15 protein-coding genes are annotated in these 20,048 nt (G+C 72.0%); 3 read left to right on the top strand and 12 right to left on the bottom strand.

Annotated features, from left to right (window positions below; translation table 11 throughout):
- Positions 1 to 78: 78 nt before the first annotated feature.
- The 4 genes from infB to rimP all read right to left on the bottom strand — a co-directional run bounded on the left by infB (position 79) and on the right by rimP (position 5,804).
- Entirely contained in the window at positions 79 to 3,213 is a 3,135-nt protein-coding gene (gene infB / locus AAFN69_RS26330; RefSeq protein ID WP_347731249.1) for a translation initiation factor IF-2, read from the bottom strand.
- 168 nt (positions 3,214 to 3,381) lie between these two features.
- Positions 3,382 to 3,669, bottom strand: a complete 288-nt coding sequence (locus AAFN69_RS26325; protein WP_347731247.1) for a YlxR family protein — start codon at positions 3,667 to 3,669, stop codon at positions 3,382 to 3,384.
- A gap of 552 nt (positions 3,670 to 4,221) precedes the next feature.
- Complete coding sequence (nusA, locus tag AAFN69_RS26320) at positions 4,222 to 5,232, bottom strand: transcription termination factor NusA (RefSeq protein ID WP_347731246.1); 1,011 nt, start codon at positions 5,230 to 5,232, stop codon at positions 4,222 to 4,224.
- Between the two features lie 2 nt (positions 5,233 to 5,234).
- Positions 5,235 to 5,804: a ribosome maturation factor RimP gene (gene rimP / locus AAFN69_RS26315; protein ID WP_347731245.1), complete on the bottom strand. Its 570-nt coding sequence runs from the start codon at positions 5,802 to 5,804 to the stop codon at positions 5,235 to 5,237.
- 153 nt (positions 5,805 to 5,957) lie between these two features.
- On the opposite strand from rimP, the gene AAFN69_RS26310 reads away from it, so the two are divergent.
- The 3 genes from AAFN69_RS26310 to AAFN69_RS26300 all read left to right on the top strand — a co-directional run bounded on the left by AAFN69_RS26310 (position 5,958) and on the right by AAFN69_RS26300 (position 8,306).
- Positions 5,958 to 6,446 (top strand): hypothetical protein, encoded by a 489-nt coding sequence (locus tag AAFN69_RS26310; protein ID WP_347731244.1) that lies wholly within the window; start codon positions 5,958 to 5,960, stop codon positions 6,444 to 6,446.
- An 82-nt stretch (positions 6,447 to 6,528) separates the two neighbouring features.
- Positions 6,529 to 6,996 carry a DUF4439 domain-containing protein gene (locus AAFN69_RS26305; RefSeq protein WP_347731303.1) on the top strand — a complete coding sequence of 156 codons (468 nt, stop codon included), beginning with the start codon at positions 6,529 to 6,531 and terminating at the stop codon, positions 6,994 to 6,996.
- A 446-nt stretch (positions 6,997 to 7,442) separates the two neighbouring features.
- On the top strand, positions 7,443 to 8,306 hold the full coding sequence (locus tag AAFN69_RS26300) for an aminoglycoside phosphotransferase family protein (protein ID WP_347731243.1): 864 nt from the start codon (positions 7,443 to 7,445) through the stop codon (positions 8,304 to 8,306).
- Positions 8,307 to 8,394: 88 nt separating this feature from the next.
- Here AAFN69_RS26300 and AAFN69_RS26295 read toward each other — a convergent pair whose 3' ends face one another.
- From AAFN69_RS26295 to AAFN69_RS26260, 8 genes are all read right to left on the bottom strand, one after another.
- Positions 8,395 to 10,092, bottom strand: coding sequence for a proline--tRNA ligase (locus tag AAFN69_RS26295; RefSeq protein ID WP_347731242.1), 1,698 nt, complete (start codon positions 10,090 to 10,092; stop codon positions 8,395 to 8,397).
- Positions 10,093 to 10,162: 70 nt separating this feature from the next.
- Entirely contained in the window at positions 10,163 to 10,711 is a 549-nt protein-coding gene (locus AAFN69_RS26290) for a GNAT family N-acetyltransferase (protein ID WP_347731241.1), read from the bottom strand.
- Between the two features lie 29 nt (positions 10,712 to 10,740).
- Positions 10,741 to 11,583: a GNAT family N-acetyltransferase gene (locus AAFN69_RS26285; RefSeq protein WP_347731302.1), complete on the bottom strand. Its 843-nt coding sequence runs from the start codon at positions 11,581 to 11,583 to the stop codon at positions 10,741 to 10,743.
- A gap of 549 nt (positions 11,584 to 12,132) precedes the next feature.
- Entirely contained in the window at positions 12,133 to 13,287 is a 1,155-nt protein-coding gene (gene ispG / locus AAFN69_RS26280; protein WP_347731240.1) for a flavodoxin-dependent (E)-4-hydroxy-3-methylbut-2-enyl-diphosphate synthase, read from the bottom strand.
- Between the two features lie 183 nt (positions 13,288 to 13,470).
- Positions 13,471 to 14,775 carry a site-2 protease family protein gene (locus AAFN69_RS26275; RefSeq protein WP_347731239.1) on the bottom strand — a complete coding sequence of 435 codons (1,305 nt, stop codon included), beginning with the start codon at positions 14,773 to 14,775 and terminating at the stop codon, positions 13,471 to 13,473.
- Positions 14,772 to 16,025, bottom strand: coding sequence for a 1-deoxy-D-xylulose-5-phosphate reductoisomerase (dxr, locus tag AAFN69_RS26270; RefSeq protein ID WP_347731238.1), 1,254 nt, complete (start codon positions 16,023 to 16,025; stop codon positions 14,772 to 14,774). Before dxr ends, AAFN69_RS26275 begins: the two co-directional genes overlap by 4 nt.
- A gap of 104 nt (positions 16,026 to 16,129) precedes the next feature.
- Complete coding sequence (locus AAFN69_RS26265; protein WP_347731237.1) at positions 16,130 to 18,076, bottom strand: acyl-CoA dehydrogenase family protein; 1,947 nt, start codon at positions 18,074 to 18,076, stop codon at positions 16,130 to 16,132.
- 381 nt (positions 18,077 to 18,457) lie between these two features.
- Entirely contained in the window at positions 18,458 to 19,903 is a 1,446-nt protein-coding gene (locus AAFN69_RS26260; protein WP_347731236.1) for an aldehyde dehydrogenase family protein, read from the bottom strand.
- Positions 19,904 to 20,048 lie beyond the last annotated feature (145 nt).

Raw genomic sequence — 20,048 nt, 5'->3', positions numbered from 1 at the left:
CGATCGACGGATTTAACCCCGCCCACCGGCCCCGGCCACCGCGCTGCCCGGGGGCCGGAGCCCCCGGGATGTGCACGATCAGCCGCGCGGCTTCTCGCGCATCTCGTACGTCGCGATGACGTCGTCGATCTTGATGTCGTTGAAGTTTCCGAGGTTGATACCGCCCTCGTAGCCTTCGCGGATCTCGGTGACGTCGTCCTTGAAGCGGCGCAGACCCTCGATGTTGAGGCTCTCCGCGATGACCTTGCCATCGCGCAGCAGTCGCGCCTTGGTGTTCCGCTTGACCTCGCCGGAGCGGATGAGAACACCCGCGATGTTGCCCAGCTTGGAGGAGCGGAAGACCTCGCGGATCTCCGCCGTACCGAGCTCGACCTCTTCGAACTCCGGCTTGAGCATCCCCTTGAGGGCTGCCTCGATCTCCTCGATGGCCTGGTAGATCACCGAGTAGTACCGGACGTCGACACCCTCGCGCTCCGCCATCTGCGCGGCACGGCCGGCCGCGCGGACGTTGAAGCCGATGACGATGGCGTCGGAGCCCATGGCCAGGTCGATGTCCGACTCGGTGACCGCACCCACACCGCGGTGCAGGACACGGATGTCGACCTCTTCGCCGACATCGAGCTGGAGCAGCGAGGACTCGAGGGCCTCGACGGAACCGGAAGCGTCACCCTTGATGATGAGGTTGAGCTGCTGGATCTCGCCGGCCTTGAGCACCTTGTCCAGGTCCTCGAGGGAGACGCGGCGGACGCGCTTGGCGAACGCTGCGTTCCGCTCACGGGCGGCACGCTTCTCGGCGATCTGACGGGCCGTACGGTCCTCGTCGACGACCAGGAAGTTGTCGCCCGCGCCCGGGACATTGGTGAGACCGAGGACGAGGACCGGAGTCGACGGACCCGCCTCTTCCACGTTCTCGCCCTTGTCGTCGAGCATGGCGCGGACTCGGCCGTAGGCGTCACCGGCGACCATCGTGTCACCGACGCGCAGCGTTCCGCGCTGGACCAGGACGGTCGCGACGGCGCCGCGGCCGCGGTCGAGGTGGGCCTCGATCGCGATGCCCTGTGCGTCCTGCTCCGGGTTGGCGCGCAGGTCGAGGGAGGCGTCCGCGGTCAGGACCACGGCCTCCAGCAGGGATTCGATGTTCAGCCCCTGCTTGGCGGAGATGTCGACGAACATGGTGTCGCCGCCGTACTCCTCGGCCACCAGACCGAACTCGGTGAGCTGTCCGCGCACCTTGGTCGGGTCGGCACCCTCGACATCGATCTTGTTGACCGCGACCACGATCGGCACATCGGCCGCCTTGGCGTGGTTCAGCGCCTCGATGGTCTGCGGCATGACACCGTCGTTGGCCGCCACCACGAGGATCGCGATGTCGGTCGACCGGGCACCGCGGGCACGCATGGCGGTGAACGCCTCGTGACCGGGGGTGTCGATGAAGGTGATGCGGCGGTCCTCGCCGTTGACCTCCGTCGCGACCTGGTAGGCACCGATGTGCTGGGTGATGCCACCGGCCTCGCCCGCGACGACGTTCGTCTTGCGGATGGCGTCGAGCAGACGGGTCTTGCCGTGGTCGACGTGACCCATGACGGTCACGACCGGCGGACGGGAGACGAGGAACTCCTCGCCGCCCTCGTCCTCGCCGAACTCGATGTCGAAGGACTCGAGAAGCTCGCGGTCCTCCTCCTCCGGGCTGACGATCTGAACCGTGTAGTTCATCTCTTCGGCCAGCATGACGAGGGTGTCGTCGGAGACGGACTGCGTCGCCGTGACCATCTCGCCGATGTTCATCATGACCGCGACGAGCGACGCCGGGTTGGCGTTGATCTTCTCCGCGAAGTCGGTGAGGGAGGCACCGCGCGACAGGCGAATGGTCTCGCCATTGCCGCGGGGCAGCATCACGCCGCCGACCGACGGGGCCTGCATGGCCTCGTACTCCTGACGCCTCTGCCGCTTCGACTTGCGGCCGCGACGGGCCGGTCCGCCGGGACGGCCGAAGGCGCCCTGTGTGCCACCGCGGCCACCGGGGCCGCCGGGACGGCCCGCGAAGCCGGGACGACCGCCGCCGAAGCCGCCGCCGCCACCGGGAGCGCCGCCGCCACCGGGACGACCGGCGAAGCCGCCGCCGCCACCGGGACGACCGCCGCCGCCACCGCCACCGGGACGACCGGCGAAGCCGCCGCCGCCACCGGGACGGGCGCCGGTGCCGGCACCGCCGGGACGACCGCCGCCGCCACCGGGACCACGACCGCCGCCACCGGGACCGGGACGGGGGCCGGCAGCCGGACGCTGCGGCATCATGCCCGGGTTCGGGCGGTTACCGGCCGGAGCGCCGCCGGGGCGCGGGGCCTGCGGACGGGGCATGCCGCCGGGAGTGGGACGAGCACCGCCGGGAGCGCCCTGGCCGCCCTGGGGACGGGGTGCGCCACCGGGACCGCCCTGCGGACGCGGGGCACCGGGGGCGCCGCCGCCGCCGGGGCGGGGGGCACCGCCGGGACGGGGCGCCTGGGGGCGCGCCATGCCGGTGGAACCGCCGGAGGTGAAGGGGTTGTTGCCCGGACGGGGACCCGCCGGACGGTTGCCGCCGGGGCGGGCACCGCCCTGGCCGGCCGCGGGGCGGGCCGGACGGTCACCGCGGTCGCCGCGGGCACCGTCGCGCTGACCGCCGTCACGCTGGCCGCCGTCGCGCTGACCGGCCGGGGCCGGACGTGCCGGACGCGGGCCGGGGGTGGCGGCGGGGCGGGACGCCTGCGGGGCGGCGGGCTGCGCCGGAGCCGGGGCGGAGAACTCCGCCTGGGGCACCGGTGTCACCGGACGCGCGGGGGCGGGCTTGGGACCCGGACGCGGGCCCGGGGCGGCCGGAGCCGCTGCGGGGGTGCTGCTCGCGGGGGCCTCCGCGGCGGCCGGCTTGGGAGCCGGGGCGCCGGGCTTGGGGGCACCCGGACGGGGCGCGGCCGGAGACGGCGCGCCGGGGGTGGGTCCGCCCGGACGGGGGGCGGGGGAAGGCGCTGCCTTGCGGGGCGCGCCGGGCTTCGCTGCGGACTTGCCGGCGCCTGCGCCGGGTCCCTGCAAAGCATCAGTCAATTTGCGTACAACCGGCGCCTCGATCGTCGAGGAAGCCGAACGGACGAATTCACCGAGTTCTTGGAGCTTGGCCATGACGACCTTGCTCTCGACGCCGAACTCCTTGGCGAGTTCGTATACCCGGACCTTAGCCACTTCGCTCCTTTTAGGTCCGGGTTACCGCCGGACCGTCGCTACTTCATGGGCGTACTCATCGCGTACTCATCGAGTGCTCATCGCAATCTCGACCTACTTCCAACTCGCGAGGTACCTGACCGCACGGGGTATCCGTGCCGTGCTTATTGCAACGGGGCCTGCCGCTCCTTACGGGGCTTGCCGCTCCGCCTCTTGCACATATCGCTGCACTCCGGCCGTGTCGAACGGTCCCCTGCCCCGGAAGGCCCGGGGGAAGGCCCGGCGTCGTACAGCCAGATCGAGACAGACCGTGACGGGGTGTACATATGCACCCCGGCCGGGCAGCGTACCGCGATCATCGGGGACGCATTCATCCCCGACGGCCACGATGCGCAGCAGATCGGTCTTGGCCGCTCGCTCCCGGCATCCCACACAGGTGCGTTCAGGGCGTGCGCAGGCGTGCGTCCGGCCAGACATCACTAAGTCTACCTCCCCGTAGCGACCTCACCCCTATGGGGCAGGAATCGAACGATCGTTGTTCCGTATTCCGTCGGTGCCGCTGCCTCCGCGACAACACAGGTCACGGCGTTCCGCTTCCGCACCCGGGGACGATGCCCTGGTCAGGGCGGTGCCGGGGGGCCGGTGGAGCCCGGGTCGAGGCTCCGTCGGAGCGGTGTCCGAGATCACGGCCGGTACTCCGGTCGGGCCCGGGCGGGGCGTCGGCCGGAGCCCGCTCCGGGGCCCGGCGGCGACCGGGTCGGGCCGGAGCGGCGCGGCCGGCCGGCGGTGACACCCGCGAACGGGCGGCACCGGTGCGCCGGCCGGGAACGGAACCCGATCGGTACCTTCCGGGCCGTGCGCGGGACCTTTCCGGAAGCCGGCCGGGGACCTCGGGGCCGTACGCCGCGACTCCCGGTCCCGGCTCGATCCCGGTCCGATCCCGGCCCGGGCCCGGCTCCATGGAGGGCCGGGCTCCGGTTGGGCCCGCCGACCGGCCCTCGCCCGTCGTGCCCGGGCGCCCGGTCCCCGTCAGTCGCGCTCGGGTGCCCGGTCCTCGTCGGTCTGCTCGGTGTCGGGGCGGATGTCGATGCGCCAGCCGGTGAGACGGGCGGCCAGGCGGGCGTTCTGCCCCTCCTTGCCGATCGCCAGGGAGAGCTGGTAGTCGGGCACGGTCACCCGGGCGGAGCGGGCGCCGAGGTCGACGACCTCCACCTTGTTGACCCGGGCCGGGGAGAGCGCGTTGGCGACCATCTCGGCCGGGTCGTCCGACCAGTCGACGATGTCGATCTTCTCGCCGTGCAGTTCGGCCATCACATTGCGCACCCGGCTGCCCATCGGGCCGATGCAGGCGCCCTTGGGGTTGAGGCCGGAGCGGGTGGAGCGGACCGCGATCTTGGTGCGGTGGCCGGCCTCGCGGGCGATGGCGGCGATCTCCACACTGCCGTCCGCGATCTCCGGGACCTCCAGCGCGAAGAGCTTCTTCACCAGATTGGGGTGGGTGCGGGAGAGCGTCACGGACGGACCGCGGACACCCTTGGCCACCCGCACCACATAGGTGCGCAGCCGCAGGCCGTGGGTGTACTCCTCACCGGGGACCTGCTCCTGCACCGGCAGGATCGCCTCCAGCTTGTCGTCCAGCCGGACGAGGACGTTCTTCGGGTCCTTGCCCTGCTGCACCTGGCCGGAGACCACATCGCCCTCGCGGCGGGCGTACTCGCCGAAGGTGACGTCGTTCTCGGCGTCCCGCAGCCGCTGCTGGATGACCTGGCGGGCCGTGGTGGCGGCGATCCGGCCGAAGTCGGTGGGGGTGTCGTCGAACTCCTTGGCCTCCTGCCCCTCGTCCAGATCGGCCGGGTCCTCCTTGGCCCACACCGTCACATGGCCGGTCTCCCGGCTGAGCACGGCACGGGCGTGCCGGCGGCTTCCCTCGGTGCGGTGGTACGCGATGAGGAGGGCCGACTCGATCGCCTCGACCAGCAGGTCGAAGGGGATCTCCTTTTCTTGTGCCAAGCCCTTCAGGAGCTTTACGTCAATGTCCACGGCTACGCCTCCTCTTCCTTCTTGTCGGTGTCGATCTCGGTGTCGATCTCGATGTCGGTGCCGGCGGTACCGGAGGCGGGCTCGGGCTCGGCCGCCTTGCGGTTGAACTCGATCTCCACCCGGGCGCGGGCGATGTCGGCGAAGGCGATCCGGTGGGCCTTGGGCTTGCGGCCCTTCACACCGGGCACTTCGAGGTCGAGTCCTTCGCCGTCCACGGCGCGGATGCGGGCCACGAGCTCCCCGCCCTCCTCATTGAGCTGGAATCGGACCAGCCGGCCGACGGCACGCGTGTAGTGGCGGTGCTCGGTCAGCGGGCGGTCCGCGCCGGGCGAGCTGACTTCGAGGACGTACTCGCCCTCGCCCATCGCGTCGGTCTCGTCCAGCTTCGCGGAGACGGCGCGGCTCAGCTCCGCACAGGCGTCCAGAGTGGCGCCTTCCTCGGAGTCCACGATGATCCTCAGCTGGCGGCGGCGTCCGGCGCGGGAGATGTCGATCTCTTCCAGATCCAGGCCCGCGGCGCCGACGAGCGGCTCCAGCAGCTCGCGCAGCCTGTCGCTCTGGGTGGTGCTCATCCGGGTGACTCCTCGGCCGCGTGTGCTGTTGTGGGTTCGTCGCGTGTCGAGACAAAGGGTATCCGGTCCCGCAGGGTGTTGCCGTCCACCCGCGGCCCGCCCACGGGTACGCTCGCCTGCGGCGATGATCATCGACGGTCGAGGGAGACTCGCATGGGGCGCACGGGGACGACGCGCAGGCGGGCGCTCATGGTCACGGGAGTGATCGCGGCGGGCACACTCAGCGGCTGCGCGGGTGGTTCATCCGCCCGTGTGAGCGGCTCACCGGCCGCGCGGGCGAGCGCCGACGCCGAACTGCGGAAACGGTTGGCCACGGCGAGCGGCACGCTGCGGGACCGGTACGACGCCACCCTCGCGCTCCATCCGGGGCTGGCGGAACGGCTCAGTCCGATGCGGGCCTCGGTGACCGAGCACATCACGGCGCTGGGCGGGCCGCCCGGCAACGCCCCGCCCGTACCGCTGCCGCCGCCCGTACCGGCGGACGAGACCGCGGCGCTGGCCTCGCTGGCGGCGGCGGAGCGGCACACCGCGGACACCCACACGGCCGCGCTGGACGACGCGGGACCGGAACTCGCCCGGCTGCTGGCCTCGCTGGCCGCCGCGGGGGCGGCGCATGTGTATCTGCTGGGGGGCGCCCGGTGAACCGGGCCGTGGTGCCGGAGCGTGCGAGGGAGCGGCGCGCGGGCGCGCGCCGGGCGATGGACAGGGGTGCCGGATGAACGGGATGAACCGGACGGACACGGCGGACGGCGTGCTGACGGCCGTGCAGGCCGCTCTCGCGGCGGAGCATGCGGCGGTGTACGGGTACGGGGTGGCCGGAGCCGGGGTCGGCGAGGGCCGCGCGGGCGAGGCCGCCGCGGCTCATGGCGCGCACCGCGCCCGGCGGGACGCACTCGCCAGGGCCGTCCGCGATCTGGGGGGCGAGCCGGTGGCCGCGGCCCCCGCGTACGCGCTGCCCTTCCCGGTGCGGGACGCCGAGGCGGCCGTCCGGCTGGCGGTCTTCCTGGAGGAGCGGGTCGCCGGGGTCTGTTCCGATCTCGTCCGGGCGGCCGAGGGGCCGCTGCGGCGCGAGGCGGCGGCGGCGCTGCGGGAGGCCGCGGTGCGGGCCGCGCGCTGGCGGGGCGGCGGCGTAGCCTTTCCCGGGCTCGCGGAGCGGGGGGAGCGGGCGGGGGCCGTGGAGCCGGCCGGTTAGGTCGTTTCTTACGGATCAGGCTGGATCAGTGAGCGGGGTCTGGTGCCGTGGATCGCAAGGCGGAGGATTGAGCCACTGCGGAGCATTGGTGATTGACGACAACGCGGCGAGGCGCGGTGCCAGGGCACGCGAGCCCAGCAAGATCCGTAAGAGACGGCCCAGCCGTCGGCGTACGGGCGGGCACGGTGCGCCGGCCGGATGTGCGGGGCCGGTGGCCGGTCCGGGTGGCTCCCGAACGGGGCGAACGATGCGGACCGGTCGAGTCCGGTTGACTTCCGTATCCGTATAGTCCGGTTGTCCGGTTCAGTCGGTTCGTTCGTTTCAGTCGGTTTCAGTCCTTCTCCGGTCCGTTCGGTTCCTCTCGGTTCCTCTCGGCCGGCGGTGTTCGTCCGCGGAGTTCGTTCGGCTCGTTCCATGAAAGATCAGCGGAAGGGAGGAACGCGCGCATGGGTTTCGAAGCGCCCCGGCGTCTGGCACGGGCGCTGGGCGAGAGCGGCACATGGCTCGGCCGGCTGCCCGCGATCACCGAGGAGACCGTGGCCCGGCTGGGTCTTGAGGTCGAGCGGGTGACCGAGCCCGGCGGCCGGAGCAGTCTGGTCCTTCTGGTGCGCCTGCCCGACGCCACTCCGGCGGCGCTGAAAATCGCACCGCCGTCCGCCTCACCGGCCCTGGAGCGGGCGGCGCTGCGTCACTGGAACGGGTGGGGCGCGGTGCGCGAGCTGGGGGCGCCCGGCGCCGGGGACGCGCTGCTGCTGGAGCGTCTGCACCCGGAGGTGTCGCTGCGTTCCCTGCCGGAGGCCAAGGCGCTGCTGGAGGCGGCCGGCATCGTACGGCGGCTCTGGGTGGAGCCGCCGGCGGACCACGGCTTCGAGACGGTCGCGGAGCGGACCGCCCGGCAGGCGCGCGCGCTGCGGGAGCTGGACGACCCGCTGGCCTCGGCCGCGCTGGACGCGCGGGAGGAGCTGATCGCCGATCCCGGGCAGGGGGAGGCGCTGCTGCTGCACGGCTGTTTCCGCCAGGGGAAGGTTCTCGCGGCGGACCGGGTCCCCTGGCTGACCGTGGGCCCCGATCCGCTGGTCGGTGAGCGCGCCTACGATCTGGCGCGGCTGGTCCGCGACCGGGTGGAGGATCTGATCGCGGCGGCGTCGGGCCCCTCGGTGGCGCGCCGCAGGGTGAACAAGCTGGCGGACTCGCTGGAGGTCGATCCGGAGCGGCTGCGGAAGTGGGCGCTCTTCCGTGCGGTGGAGTCGGGGATGCGGGCACCGGCGCGGCAGGCGGAGTCCTCGCTGGAGTTCGCCTCCTGGCTCTGACACTCCCCCGGGTCCGGCATCCGGGGACACGGCACCGGCCGGGACGCGTGACGCGTCCCGGCCGGTGTCCGTCTCCCCGCGGCGGCGGTCAGCCGCGCAGCCGGGCCACCGCTTCGGCGACCGGGAGCTCCTCGCGCTCACCCGTCCTGCGGTCCTTCAGCTCCACCACTCCCTCGGCGGTGCGGCGGCCGGCGACCAGGATCTTCGGGACGCCGATCAGCTCGGCGTCGGTGAACTTGACGCCCGGGGAGACCCCGGGCCGCTCGTCCACCAGCACCCGCAGGCCCGCCGCCGCGAGCTGGTCCGCGACCTCCAGGGCCAGCTCGGTCTGGGCGGCCTTGCCCGCCGCCACCACATGGACATCGGCCGGGGCGATCTCGGCCGGCCAGCACAGGCCCTTGTCGTCGGCGGTCTGCTCGGCCAGCGCCGCGACCGCGCGGGAGACGCCGATGCCGTACGAGCCCATGGTGACCCGGACCGGCTTGCCCTGCTGCCCGAGGACATCGAGCTGGAAGGCGTCCGCGTACTTGCGGCCGAGCTGGAAGATGTGGCCGATCTCGATCGCGCGGTCGAGCTTCAGGCCCGTACCGCACTTCGGGCAGGGGTCGCCGTCGCGGACGACGACGACATCCGCGTACTCGTCGACCTCGAAGTCGCGGCCCGCGACGACATTGCGCGCGTGCACGCCCTCCTTGTTGGCGCCGGTGATCCAGGCGGTGCCGGCCGCGACCCGGGGGTCGGCGAGGTAGCGGACCTTCCCCAGGCCCTGCGGACCGACATAGCCGCGGACGAGGTCGGGGCGGCCGGTGAAGTCCTCGGCGGTGACCAGCTCGACCTCGGCCGGGGCGAGGTGGTCGGAGAGCTTGCCCAGGTCCACCTCGCGGTCGCCCGGGACGCCGACCGCGATGATCTCGCCGTCGACCTTCACCAGCAGGTTCTTCAGCGTCGCGGAGGCCGGGACGCCCAGGTGGGCGGCGAGGGTCTCGATGGTGGGGGTGTCGGGGGTGTCGATCTCCTCGGCCGCCGGGTGGTCCGCGGCGGCCGGGGCGCCGGCGGTGAAGGTCACGGCCTCGGTGTTCGCCGCGTACTCACAGCCGGTGCAGTGGACGAAGGTGTCCTCGCCCGCGGCGGCCGGGGCCAGGAACTCCTCGGAGGCGGAGCCGCCCATCGCGCCGGAGACGGCCGACACGATGCGGTGGTCCAGGCCGAGCCGCCGGAAGATCTTGATGTACGCCTCGCGGTGCAGGGCGTAGGACTCGGCGAGGCCCTCGTCGGTGGTGTCGAAGGAGTAGGAGTCCTTCATCAGGAACTCGCGGCCGCGCAGGATGCCGGAGCGCGGACGCGCCTCGTCGCGGTACTTCGACTGGATCTGGTAGAGGGTCACCGGCAGGTCCTTGTAGGACGTGCACTGGTCCTTGACCAGCAGGGTGAAGATCTCCTCGTGGGTGGGGCCGAGGAGGTACTCGGCGCCCTTGCGGTCCTTGAGACGGAACAGCTCGGGGCCGTACTCCTCCCAGCGGCCGGTGGCCTCGTACGGCTCCTTCGGGAGCACGGCCGGGAGCAGCACCTCCTGGCCGCCCATGGCGTCCATCTCCTCGCGCACCACACGGGTGACGTTCTCCAGGACCTTCTTGCCGAGCGGCAGCCAGGACCAGATGCCGGCCGCGTTCCGCCGGACGTAGCCGGCGCGGACGAGCAGCTTGTGGCTCAGGGTCTCGGCGTCCGCGGGGTCGTCGCGCAATGTCTTGACCATCAGACGGGACATGCGCTGGACCTGGGCTGCCATGGGGGAATCTCCTGCGTCGGATCGGGACTGCTCTGCGTGAGGTTAGCCGGGCGGTGGCGGCGGGCGGAAATCAGTTCCGCCGCAGCAGCGGCAGCGGGGCCCCCATCACGGCGTACGGGCTGGGGGCGCTCGGGAAGACCACCCGGCGGGCGAGGTCCTCGTAGCCGAGCGCGCGGTAGAGCCTGCGGGCCGGTGACTCGATGTCGATCGCGGAGAGGATGGAGCGCGGCTGCTCCGCCGCGTCGGTGATGGTGGTGATCAGCGAGCGGCCGATGCCCCGGGCGTGGAAGGCGGGGTGCACATGGAGTTCGGTGATCACGAAGGAGTCGTCGAGCCAGTGTTCACGGCCGGTGTGGCGCAGATACGGCTCCACCACGGTGGACCACCACTGGCCGCGGTCGTTGGGCATTCCGTAGACGAATCCGACCAGCCGGCCGGTGCCGGTGAGCGCGCCGAGCGCGCGGGCGCCGGGCTGGCGCAGATGGCGGTGGACGATATGGCGGCGCAGCTCGATCTCGTCCTCGGTGAGACCGAAGGCGAGGGCCTGTACGGCGAGGGCTTCGTCGATCCGCGCGTCCAGGTCGAAGGGCTCGACGGCGACATCGGGGGGTGCTGCCATGCGGGAACCCTACTTGCCGCGGGGCGGGGTCAGAACAGCACGCTCATGAACGCTCCGACCTCCTGGAAGCCGACCCGGCGGTAGGCGGCCCTGGCGGGGGTGTTGTAGTCGTTGACATAGAGGCTGACCACGGGTGCGACATCGGCGAGGGCGTACCGCAGCACGGCGGCCATACCGGTCTCGGAGAGGCCCCGGCCGCGGAATTCGGGGTCCACCCAGACGCCCTGGATCTGGCAGGCCCGGTTGGTCGCGGCGCCGATCTCGGCCTTGAAGATCACCCGGCCGTCGTCGATCCGGGCGAAGGCGCGGCCGGCGCCGACGAGTTCGGCGACCCGGGCCTGGTAGAGCAGACCGCCGTCGCCGACCATCGGGGAGACGCCGACCTCCTCGGTGAACATGGCCACACAGGCGGGCATGATCACATCCATCTCGTCCTTGCGGATCCGGCGGACATACGGGTCGGGGGTGATGTCGGCGGGGACACCGTCGGTCACCATCAGGGGCTGCCGGGTGCGTACGTCCCGGGCGGGGCCCCAGCTCGGTTCGAGCAGCCGCCACAGCTGGGCGGTGGGCTCGGCGGGGCCGACGATGGAGGAGCAGCGGCGGCCGGCCCGGCGGGCCCGGTCGGCGAAGGCGCGGACGGCTTCGGGGCCGGCGCAGATGGGGACGAGATTGGCGCCGGAGTAGCAGAGGGAGCGGAGTCTTCCGCCGGTGTACCAGCCCCACATCTCACCGCCGAGCCGCCAGGGGTCGAGGCCGGCGACCTGGACCCTGGACGTGACAAAGGCATTGGCGACGGGGTCGCTCTCCAGCACGGCGAGGGCGGCGCCGAGGTCGCTGGGTTCGAGGACCCGGGTGGTGGTCTGCGTCAACACGAGGGGGCCTCACATACCGTCTGCTGATCTCCGAACTGTACCTGGCGGGTGGGGTGGGTGCCGAGGGGAGCGGGGGCCCTGGCGGGGGCGGGCTCGCGGGTGCGAGGGCGGGGCGGGTGCGAGGGCGGGGCGGGTGCGGGGGCGGGGCGGGTGCGTGCGGGTACCGGTCCGCGCGGGTGCCGGTCCGCGCGGGTGCCGGTCCGCGCGGGTGCCGGTCCGCGCGGGTGCCGGTCCGCGCGGGTGCCGGTCCGCGCGGGTGCTTGCGGGGCTCCGCCCCGGACCCCGCGCCTCAATCGCCGGCGGGGCCTGACAGGGGCGCCCCCGCCCCTGCGGGGCCACTGGTGACGGCCGGCCGGGACGGAGAAGCCGGGATGCGCGGGCCACCGCGGCGGAGCTTGATCGGTGCTCCCGGCAGGGCTTGATCGGTAACCCGCGCCGCCGACGGGGTGTCAAGGGGTGGCTGTCGGCCGGAAGGGGGCGGGAAATGGCTCGGGCCCGCCCCGCTCCCGGTGGGGAGCGGGGCGGGCCCGGAGGGTCGGGGTGGGGTCAGCCGACGGAGACGCTGGGCTCGCCGGACATCACGCCGTCCTTCTCCATCTGCTCGGCGATCTTCATCGCCTCGTCGATCAGGGTCTCGACGATCTTCGACTCGGGGACGGTCTTGATGACCTCGCCCTTGACGAAGATCTGGCCCTTGCCATTGCCGGAGGCGACGCCGAGGTCGGCCTCGCGGGCCTCGCCGGGGCCGTTGACGACACAGCCCATCACCGCGACGCGGAGCGGGACCTCCATGCCCTCCAGGCCCGCCGTGACCTCCTCGGCCAGCTTGTAGACGTCGACCTGGGCGCGGCCGCAGGAGGGGCAGGAGACGATCTCCAGCCGGCGCTGGCGCAGATTCAGCGACTCCAGGATCTGCATGCCGACCTTGATCTCCTCGGCCGGGGGGGCCGACAGCGAGACGCGGATCGTGTCGCCGATGCCCTCGGCGAGCAGGGCGCCGAAGGCCACCGCCGACTTGATCGTGCCCTGGAAGGCCGGGCCCGCCTCGGTGACGCCGAGGTGGAGCGGGTAGTCGCACTGGGCGGCGAGCTGGCGGTAGGCGTTGACCATCACGACGGGGTCATTGTGCTTGACCGAGATCTTGATGTCCCGGAAGCCGTGCTCCTCGAAGAGGGACGCCTCCCACAGGGCCGACTCGACCAGGGCCTCGGGGGTGGCCTTGCCGTACTTCTTCAGCAGCCGGGCGTCGAGCGAGCCGGCGTTGACGCCGATCCGGATCGGGGTGTTCGACGCGGAGGCCGCCGCGGCGATCTCCTTGACCTTGTCGTCGAACTGCTTGATGTTGCCCGGATTCACCCGCACCGCGGCACAGCCGGCGTCGATCGCGGCGAAGACGTACTTGGGCTGGAAGTGGATATCGGCGATGACCGGGATCTGGGACTTGCGCGCGATGGTGGCGAGCGCGTCGGCGTCGTCCTGGGTGGGGCAGGCCACCCGGACGATCTGGCAGCCGGACGCGGTGAGTTCGGCGATCTGCTGGAGCGTGGCACCGATGTCGGAGGTGCGGGTGGTCGTCATCGACTGGACCGACACCGGGGCATCACCGCCCACCGCCACGGACCCGACCTGAATCTTCCGGCTGACGCGCCGCTTGGCGAGCGTGGTCGGAACGGAAGGCATACCGAGAGAAATCGCGGTCATCTGCTGTGCAACCCCAAGGTGTGGATCGAGAGGTCCCGAGTACGGCGGGCTCCAGCATCCGAGATTACGGCACAGGGGTTACGACAAGCACATCGCCGAGGAAAACACGGCGATCAGTGATCGGCCGGGTGCAAAGTGCACCCGGCCGACATACCGAAGCGATCAGCAGATATACCGAAGTGATCAGCTGATCTTCACGGGATTCACGATGTCCGCGACGAGAACCAGCAGGGTGAAGCAGATGAAGATCCCCGCCACCACATAGGCGACCGGCATCAGCCTCGCCACGTCGAAGGGGCCGGGGTCGGGGCGGCGGAAGATCCGGGCCGTCCTGCGGCGCACGGACTCCCAGAGGGCGCCCGCGATGTGCCCGCCGTCCAGCGGCAGCAGCGGCAGCATGTTGAAGAGGAAGAGCGAGAGATTGAAGCCCGAGACGAGGAGCAGGAAGGTGGCGATGATGTTCTGGCTCGGGATGTCGAGATTCATCACCTCACCGCTGATCCGGGCCGCGCCGACGACTCCGACCGGGGAGTCGTCCTTGCGCTCGCCGTCGCCGAAGGCCGCGCTCCAGAGATCGGGGACCTTCGCCGGGAGGGCGATGATCGACTGGACACCGTCCTCGATCATGGTGCCCATGCGGTCGACCGAGGCGGTGAAGGAGAGCGGCAGGATCTCGGTCTTCGGCTGGAAGCCGAGATAGCCGGCCGGGACGAAGTCGTCCGGGATGACCTCGCCGTCGGAGTTCTTCGCCACCACCATGTTCTTGATGAGGTCGACCGGAAGCGTCCGCTCGGCGCCGCCGCGCTCGATGGTGAGCGTGGCCGGGCCGATCGTGGCGCGGATGCGGTCGGAGAGGGTGTCCCAGTCGCCGACGGGCTTGCCGTTGAACCCGGTGATCTTGTCGCCCACCCGCAGGCCGGCCGCCTGGGCCGGTGAGACCGGATCGCTCGCGGCGCAGGTGTCGCGCCGCTTGAGGCTCTGGTCGATCGCGCACTTCTGGACGCCCGCCACCGTGGTCGTCTCGGTGGCGAAGCCGAAGGACATGGCCACCCCGAGGAAGATCGCCACGGCCAGGATCAGATTCATGAACGGCCCGGCGAACATCACGATCACGCGCTTCCACGGCTTGCGCGTGTAGAAGAGCCGCTTCTCGTCCCCCGGCTGGAGCTCTTCGTACGCGGCGGTCCGCGCGTCCTCGATCATGCCGCGCCAGGGCGAGGTGGAGCGGGCCTCTATCCGGCCGTCCTCACCGGGCGGGAACATGCCGATCATGCGGATGTAGCCACCCATGGGGATGGCCTTGATGCCGTACTCCGTCTCGCCCTTGCGCCGGGACCAGAGGGTCGGGCCGAAGCCGACCATGTACTGCGGCACCCGGATGCCGAAGAGCTTGGCCGTGGAGAGATGGCCCAGCTCGTGCCAGGCGATGGAGAACAGCAGGCCGACGGCGAACAGCGCTATGCCGAGAACCGTCAACAACATCGTCATGCGTGAGCCTCCGCTGTGGCCTTCACTGCCAGTTCCCGGGCCCGCGACCGGGCCCAGCTCTCCGCTTGCAGGACGTCCAACACCGTCAGCGGAGTTCCCGTTCCGGGCACTCCGTGCTCGGTGACGACCTCCGTGACCGTATCCATGATTCCGTTGAAGGGCAGTCGGCCGGCCAGGAAGGCCGCCACGCACTCCTCGTTCGCGGCGTTGAACACCGCCGGGGCGGTGCCGCCCGCCTCACCCACCTGCCGGGCGAGCCCGACGGACGGGAACGCCTCGGTGTCGAGCGGGAAGAACTCCCAGGTCGAAGCCTTGGTCCAGTCGAAGGCGGGGGCGGCGTCCGGGATTCTCTCGGGCCAGCCGACACCGATGGCGATGGGACCGCGCATGTCCGGCGGGGTGGCCTGCGCGATGGTCGAACCGTCGCTGAATTCCACCATCGAGTGAACATAGGACTGCGGGTGGACGACGACCTCGATGCGGTCGAAGGGGATGTCGTAGAGGAGGTGCGCCTCGATGACCTCCAGCCCCTTGTTGACCAGGGTCGCGCTGTTGACGGTGATCACCGGGCCCATCGCCCAGGTCGGGTGGGCCAGGGCGTCGGCGGGGGTGACATCGGCCAGCTCGGCGCGGGTGCGCCCGCGGAAGGGGCCGCCCGAGGCGGTGACCACGAGCTTGCGCACATCGGCGCGGGTGCCGGCGGCCAGCGCCTGGAAGAGGGCGGCATGCTCGGAGTCCACCGGGATGATCTGGCCGGGCCGCGCGAGGGCCTTCACCAGGGGCCCGCCGACGATCAGGGATTCCTTGTTGGCGAGCGCGAGGGTGCGGCCCGCCCTCAGCGCGGCGAGGGTGGGAGCGAGGCCGATGGAGCCGGTGATTCCGTTGAGCACGGTGTGGCACGGCGAGGCCGCGAGCTGGGCGGCGGCGTCCGGGCCGGCCAGGATCTCGGGGAGGCGTTCGCCGGCTCCGTACCGCGCGGCCAGTGCCTCGCGCAGCGCGGGGACCGCGTCCTCGCGCGCCACGGCCACCGTCCCCGCGCGCAGCCGCCGCGCCTGCTCGGCCAGCAGCTCCGGCCGGCCGCCGGCCGCGGAGAGCGCGGTGACCCGGAAGCGGTCGGGGTTGCGCAGCACGAGATCGATGGCCTGCGTGCCGATGGACCCGGTCGATCCGAGGATGACGAGGTCCCGGCGGCCGGCGGCCGGGTCGAAGGCGGTGTGCGGGTCGGCGAGGGGGGATGGGCTGTCGCTCATCCCCCCATTGTGTCCGCAACGGCGCCGGGTCCGAACCGGGGTGCCCGTGAATCCTGCGCCCGTGTCGGGGCGGGTGTCCGCGAATGAGGCGCGTGTGCCGGGGATCAGGGGATGGGGCGGTGCAGATTCTCCCGTTCCGACGGGCCCGGGGCGGCGTCCGCGATCCAGGGGCCGTCGCCGCTGGGGTCGATGACGCCCGCCTCCAGCCACTCGTACCGCCCGGCCAGGACACCGTCCACCACCTTGGCGTCGATCGCGTCCGTATTGGACCAGAGCCGCCCGAAGAGCTCCTCCACCCGGAGCCGGGACTGCCGGCAGAAGACATCCGCCAGCTGGTACGCCTCCCGGCCGTGCTCGCCGGTGGTGCGCAGCAGCTCCGCCCGTACGCAGGAGGCGCTCATCGCGAAGAGCTCGGCGCCGATGTCCACGATCCTGCCGAGGAACGCCTGCTTGGTCTCCATCCCGCCCTGCCAGCGGGCCATGGCCAGGAAGGTGGCGCGGGCCAGCCGGCGGGAGGAGCGTTCGACCCAGCGCAGATGGACGGCGAGATCGGTGTGGCCGGCCGGGTGGAATTCACCGTACGTACGCGGCAGCTGTCCGGCTCCGGTGACCAGTTTCGGCAGCCAGCGGGCGTAGAAGGCGGTGGCCTGGGCTCCGGCCCGCGCCTTGTCGCCGAGCGGTTTGCCGGGGTCGATCAGATCGCCCGCCACCTTGAGATGGGCGTCGACGGCCTCGCGGGCGATCAGCAGATGCATGATCTCGGTGGAGCCCTCGAAGATCCGGTTGATGCGCAGATCCCTCAGGAGCTGTTCGGCCGGTACGGCGCGTTCGCCGCGGGCGGCGAGCGAGTCGGCCGTCTCGAAGCCGCGTCCGCCGCGGATCTGGACCAGTTCATCGGCCATGAGACAGGCCATCTCGGAGCCGTAGAGCTTGGCGAGGGCCGCCTCGATACGGATGTCGTTGCGATTCTCGTCGGCCATCTGGGAGGAGAGGTCGAGCACGGCCTCCAGCGCGAAGGTGGTGGCGGCGATGAAGGAGATCTTGGTGCCGACCGCCTCGTGCCGGGCGACCGGTTTGCCCCACTGCTCCCGGACCGCGGACCATTCACGGGCGATTTTCAGACACCACTTCCCGGCGCCGACACACATGGCGGGCAGCGAGAGCCGTCCGGTGTTGAGCGTGGTGAGAGCGATCTTCAGGCCCTCCCCCTCGGCACCGATCCGGTTGGCGGCCGGGACTCTGACCTGGTGGAAGCGGGTGACTCCGTTCTCCAGCCCGCGCAGCCCCATGAAGGCGTTGCGGTGCTCCACGGTGATGCCCTCGCTCGCCGCCTCCACGACGAAGGCGGTGATGCCGCCGGGCCGGCCCTCGGACCTCGGCACCCGGGCCATCACCACGAGAAGGTCGGCGACCACGCCATTGGTCGTCCAGAGCTTCACCCCGTCGATGAGGTAGGAGTCGCCGTCCGGGACGGCGGTGGTGGCCAGCCGCGCCGGGTCTGAGCCGACATCCGGTTCGGTCAGCAGGAAGGCGGAGATGTCGGTACGGGCGAGGCGGGGCAGGAACCGGTCCTGCTGCTCCTTGGTGCCGAAGAGCTTCAGCGGCTGCGGTACGCCGATGGACTGGTGGGCGGAGAGCAGCGCGCCGATCACCGGACTGGCGGAGCCGGCGAGGGCGAGCGCCTTGTTGTAGTAGACCTGGGTGAGGCCGAGACCGCCGTGGGCGACATCGATCTTCATCCCGAGCGCGCCCAGCTCCCTGAGACCGTTGATCACCTCGTCGGGGATGCGGGCCTCGCGCTCGATCAGCGCGCCGTCCACCCGGGTCTCGCAGAATTCGCGGAGCCGGGCGAGGAATTCCTCGCCGCGCCGGGTGTCCTCGCCCGCGGGCAGCGGATGGGGGTGGATCAGATCGAGCCGGAAACGGCCCAGGAACAGCTCCTTGGCGAAGCTGGGCTTGCGCCAGTCCTGTTCCCGGGCGGCCTCGGCGACCTGCCGGGCCTCCGCTTCGGTGACCTTCGGAGGACGGTTCTTCTCCAGTGGTGCGGTCATGAGGTCCACCTCGCCGCGAGTCGGGGTTGCGGGCGTCGGAGGGCGGCGGCGGGAGCGCCGCGCACAGCCGTGCGACGGGCCGTGCGACCGGCCGCGCCGGCCGCCCGCCTTCCGGTGCTACTCGTCCGTCGTACCCGATGGCGGGGGTGTGCACCAGTCTCCGTACTCCGTACGCCTCCGGTGCGCCGCGCGCCGCCGGTCGAACGGGTGACGGGGAGGAGCCGGGGCCGTACGGGAAAAACCGCGGCCGGAGCCCCCGCACAGTGGGCTCCGGCCGCGGTCGTCCTTCCGGCGGCACCGGTCCCGGGACCGGCTCCCGGACAGCGCGTCGGATCGTACTCCGGCCGGCTCTCGCGCCGGGCCGGCTGTGCTCGTGTCCGGCTAGAGAGCGAGGCCCGTCAGGACCAGTACCCGCTCGTAGGTGTAGTCGGCCATCGCGTGGGCGACGCCCTCCCGGCCCACACCGGACTGCTTGGCGCCGCCGTACGGCATCTGGTCGGCGCGGTACGAGGGTACGTCACCGATGATCACACCGCCGACCTCCAGGGCCCGGTGGGCCCGGAAGGCGGTCTGGACGTCATGGGTGAAGACGCCCGCCTGGAGGCCGTACGGGGAGTCGTTGACGGCCGCGAAGGCCGCCGTCTCGCCGTCCGCCCTGGCGACCGTGAGGACCGGTCCGAAGACCTCCTCGCAGGCGATGGTGGTGCCGGCCGGGACATCGGCGAGGACGGTGGGCGCGTACGCGGCGCCGTCCCGCTTGCCGCCGGTCAGCAGCGCGGCGCCGGCGGCGACGGCCTCGTCCACCCAGGACTCGACGCGCTTGGCGGCGTCCTCGCTGACCAGCGGGCCGACGTCGGTGGCGTCGTCGGAGGGGTCACCGGTGACCTGGGCCTCGACGGCGGCGACGATCTTCGGCAGCAGCCGGTCGTAGACGGAGGTGTCCGCGATCACCCGCTGGACGGAGATGCAGGACTGGCCGCCCTGGTAGTTGGAGAAGGTGGCGATCCGGGTAGCCGCCCAGTCCAGGTCCTGCTCGGAGGACCAGTCGGGGAGCACGACCGCGGCGCCGTTGCCGCCCAGCTCCAGGGTGCAGTGCTTGCGCGGCACCGAGTCCATGATCGCGTAGCCGACCGGGCCGGAACCGGTGAAGGAGATCACCGGCAGCCGCTCGTCCCGCACCAGGGCGGGCATCCGGTCGTTCGGGACCGGCAGCACGGACCAGGAACCGGCCGGGAGCTCGGTCTCGGCCAGCAGCTCGCCCAGGATCAGGGCGGAGATCGGGGTGGCCGGGGCCGGCTTGAGGATGATCGGGGCGCCGACGGCGATGGCCGGGGCGACCTTGTGGGCGCTGAGGTTCAGCGGGAAGTTGAACGGCGCGATGCCGAGGACGGTGCCCTTGGGGACGCGGCGGGTGAGCGCGAGCCGCCCGGTGCCGCCGGCGTCGGTGTCCAGGCGCTGGGCCTCGCCGCCGTTGAAGCGGCGGGCTTCCTCGGAGGCCAGCCGGAAGACGGAGACGGCACGGCCGACCTCGCCGCGGGCCCACTTGATCGGCTTGCCGTTCTCGGCGGAGATCAGCCGGGCGATCTCCTCGGTGCGCTCGGCGAGGCGCCGGGAGACATGGTCGAGGGCGGCGGCGCGCACATGGGCGGGGGTGGCGGCGAACTCGTCCCGCACGGCGTGCGCGGCGGCGACGGCCTCTTCGACCTGCGCCTCGGTCGGAATGGAGACCTGGCCGACGAGACGTCCGTCCCACGGGGAGGTGACATCGAAGGAGGTCTCACCGGTGGCCTGGCGACCGGCGAGCCAGAAGGCGTGGGTGGAGGTCATGTCCCGGCCCTTCGGAGATGGATGCGGGTGCGGACAGCGGTGTGTCCGGGCGGACAAGGGTGTGTCCGCCCCCACGGTAGGTCGGCGGGGGCGTTCCCGCGTTGGACGGGGTGGAGTGATCGGAGGTGATTTGCCTACGGAATGG

The sequence above is a fragment of the Streptomyces sp. CAU 1734 genome (assembly GCF_039888735.1).
GTDB lineage: Bacteria > Actinomycetota > Actinomycetes > Streptomycetales > Streptomycetaceae > Streptomyces.
The sequence above is the reverse complement of the archived record's forward strand: the minus strand, read 5'-3'. Positions and strand labels throughout refer to the sequence as shown.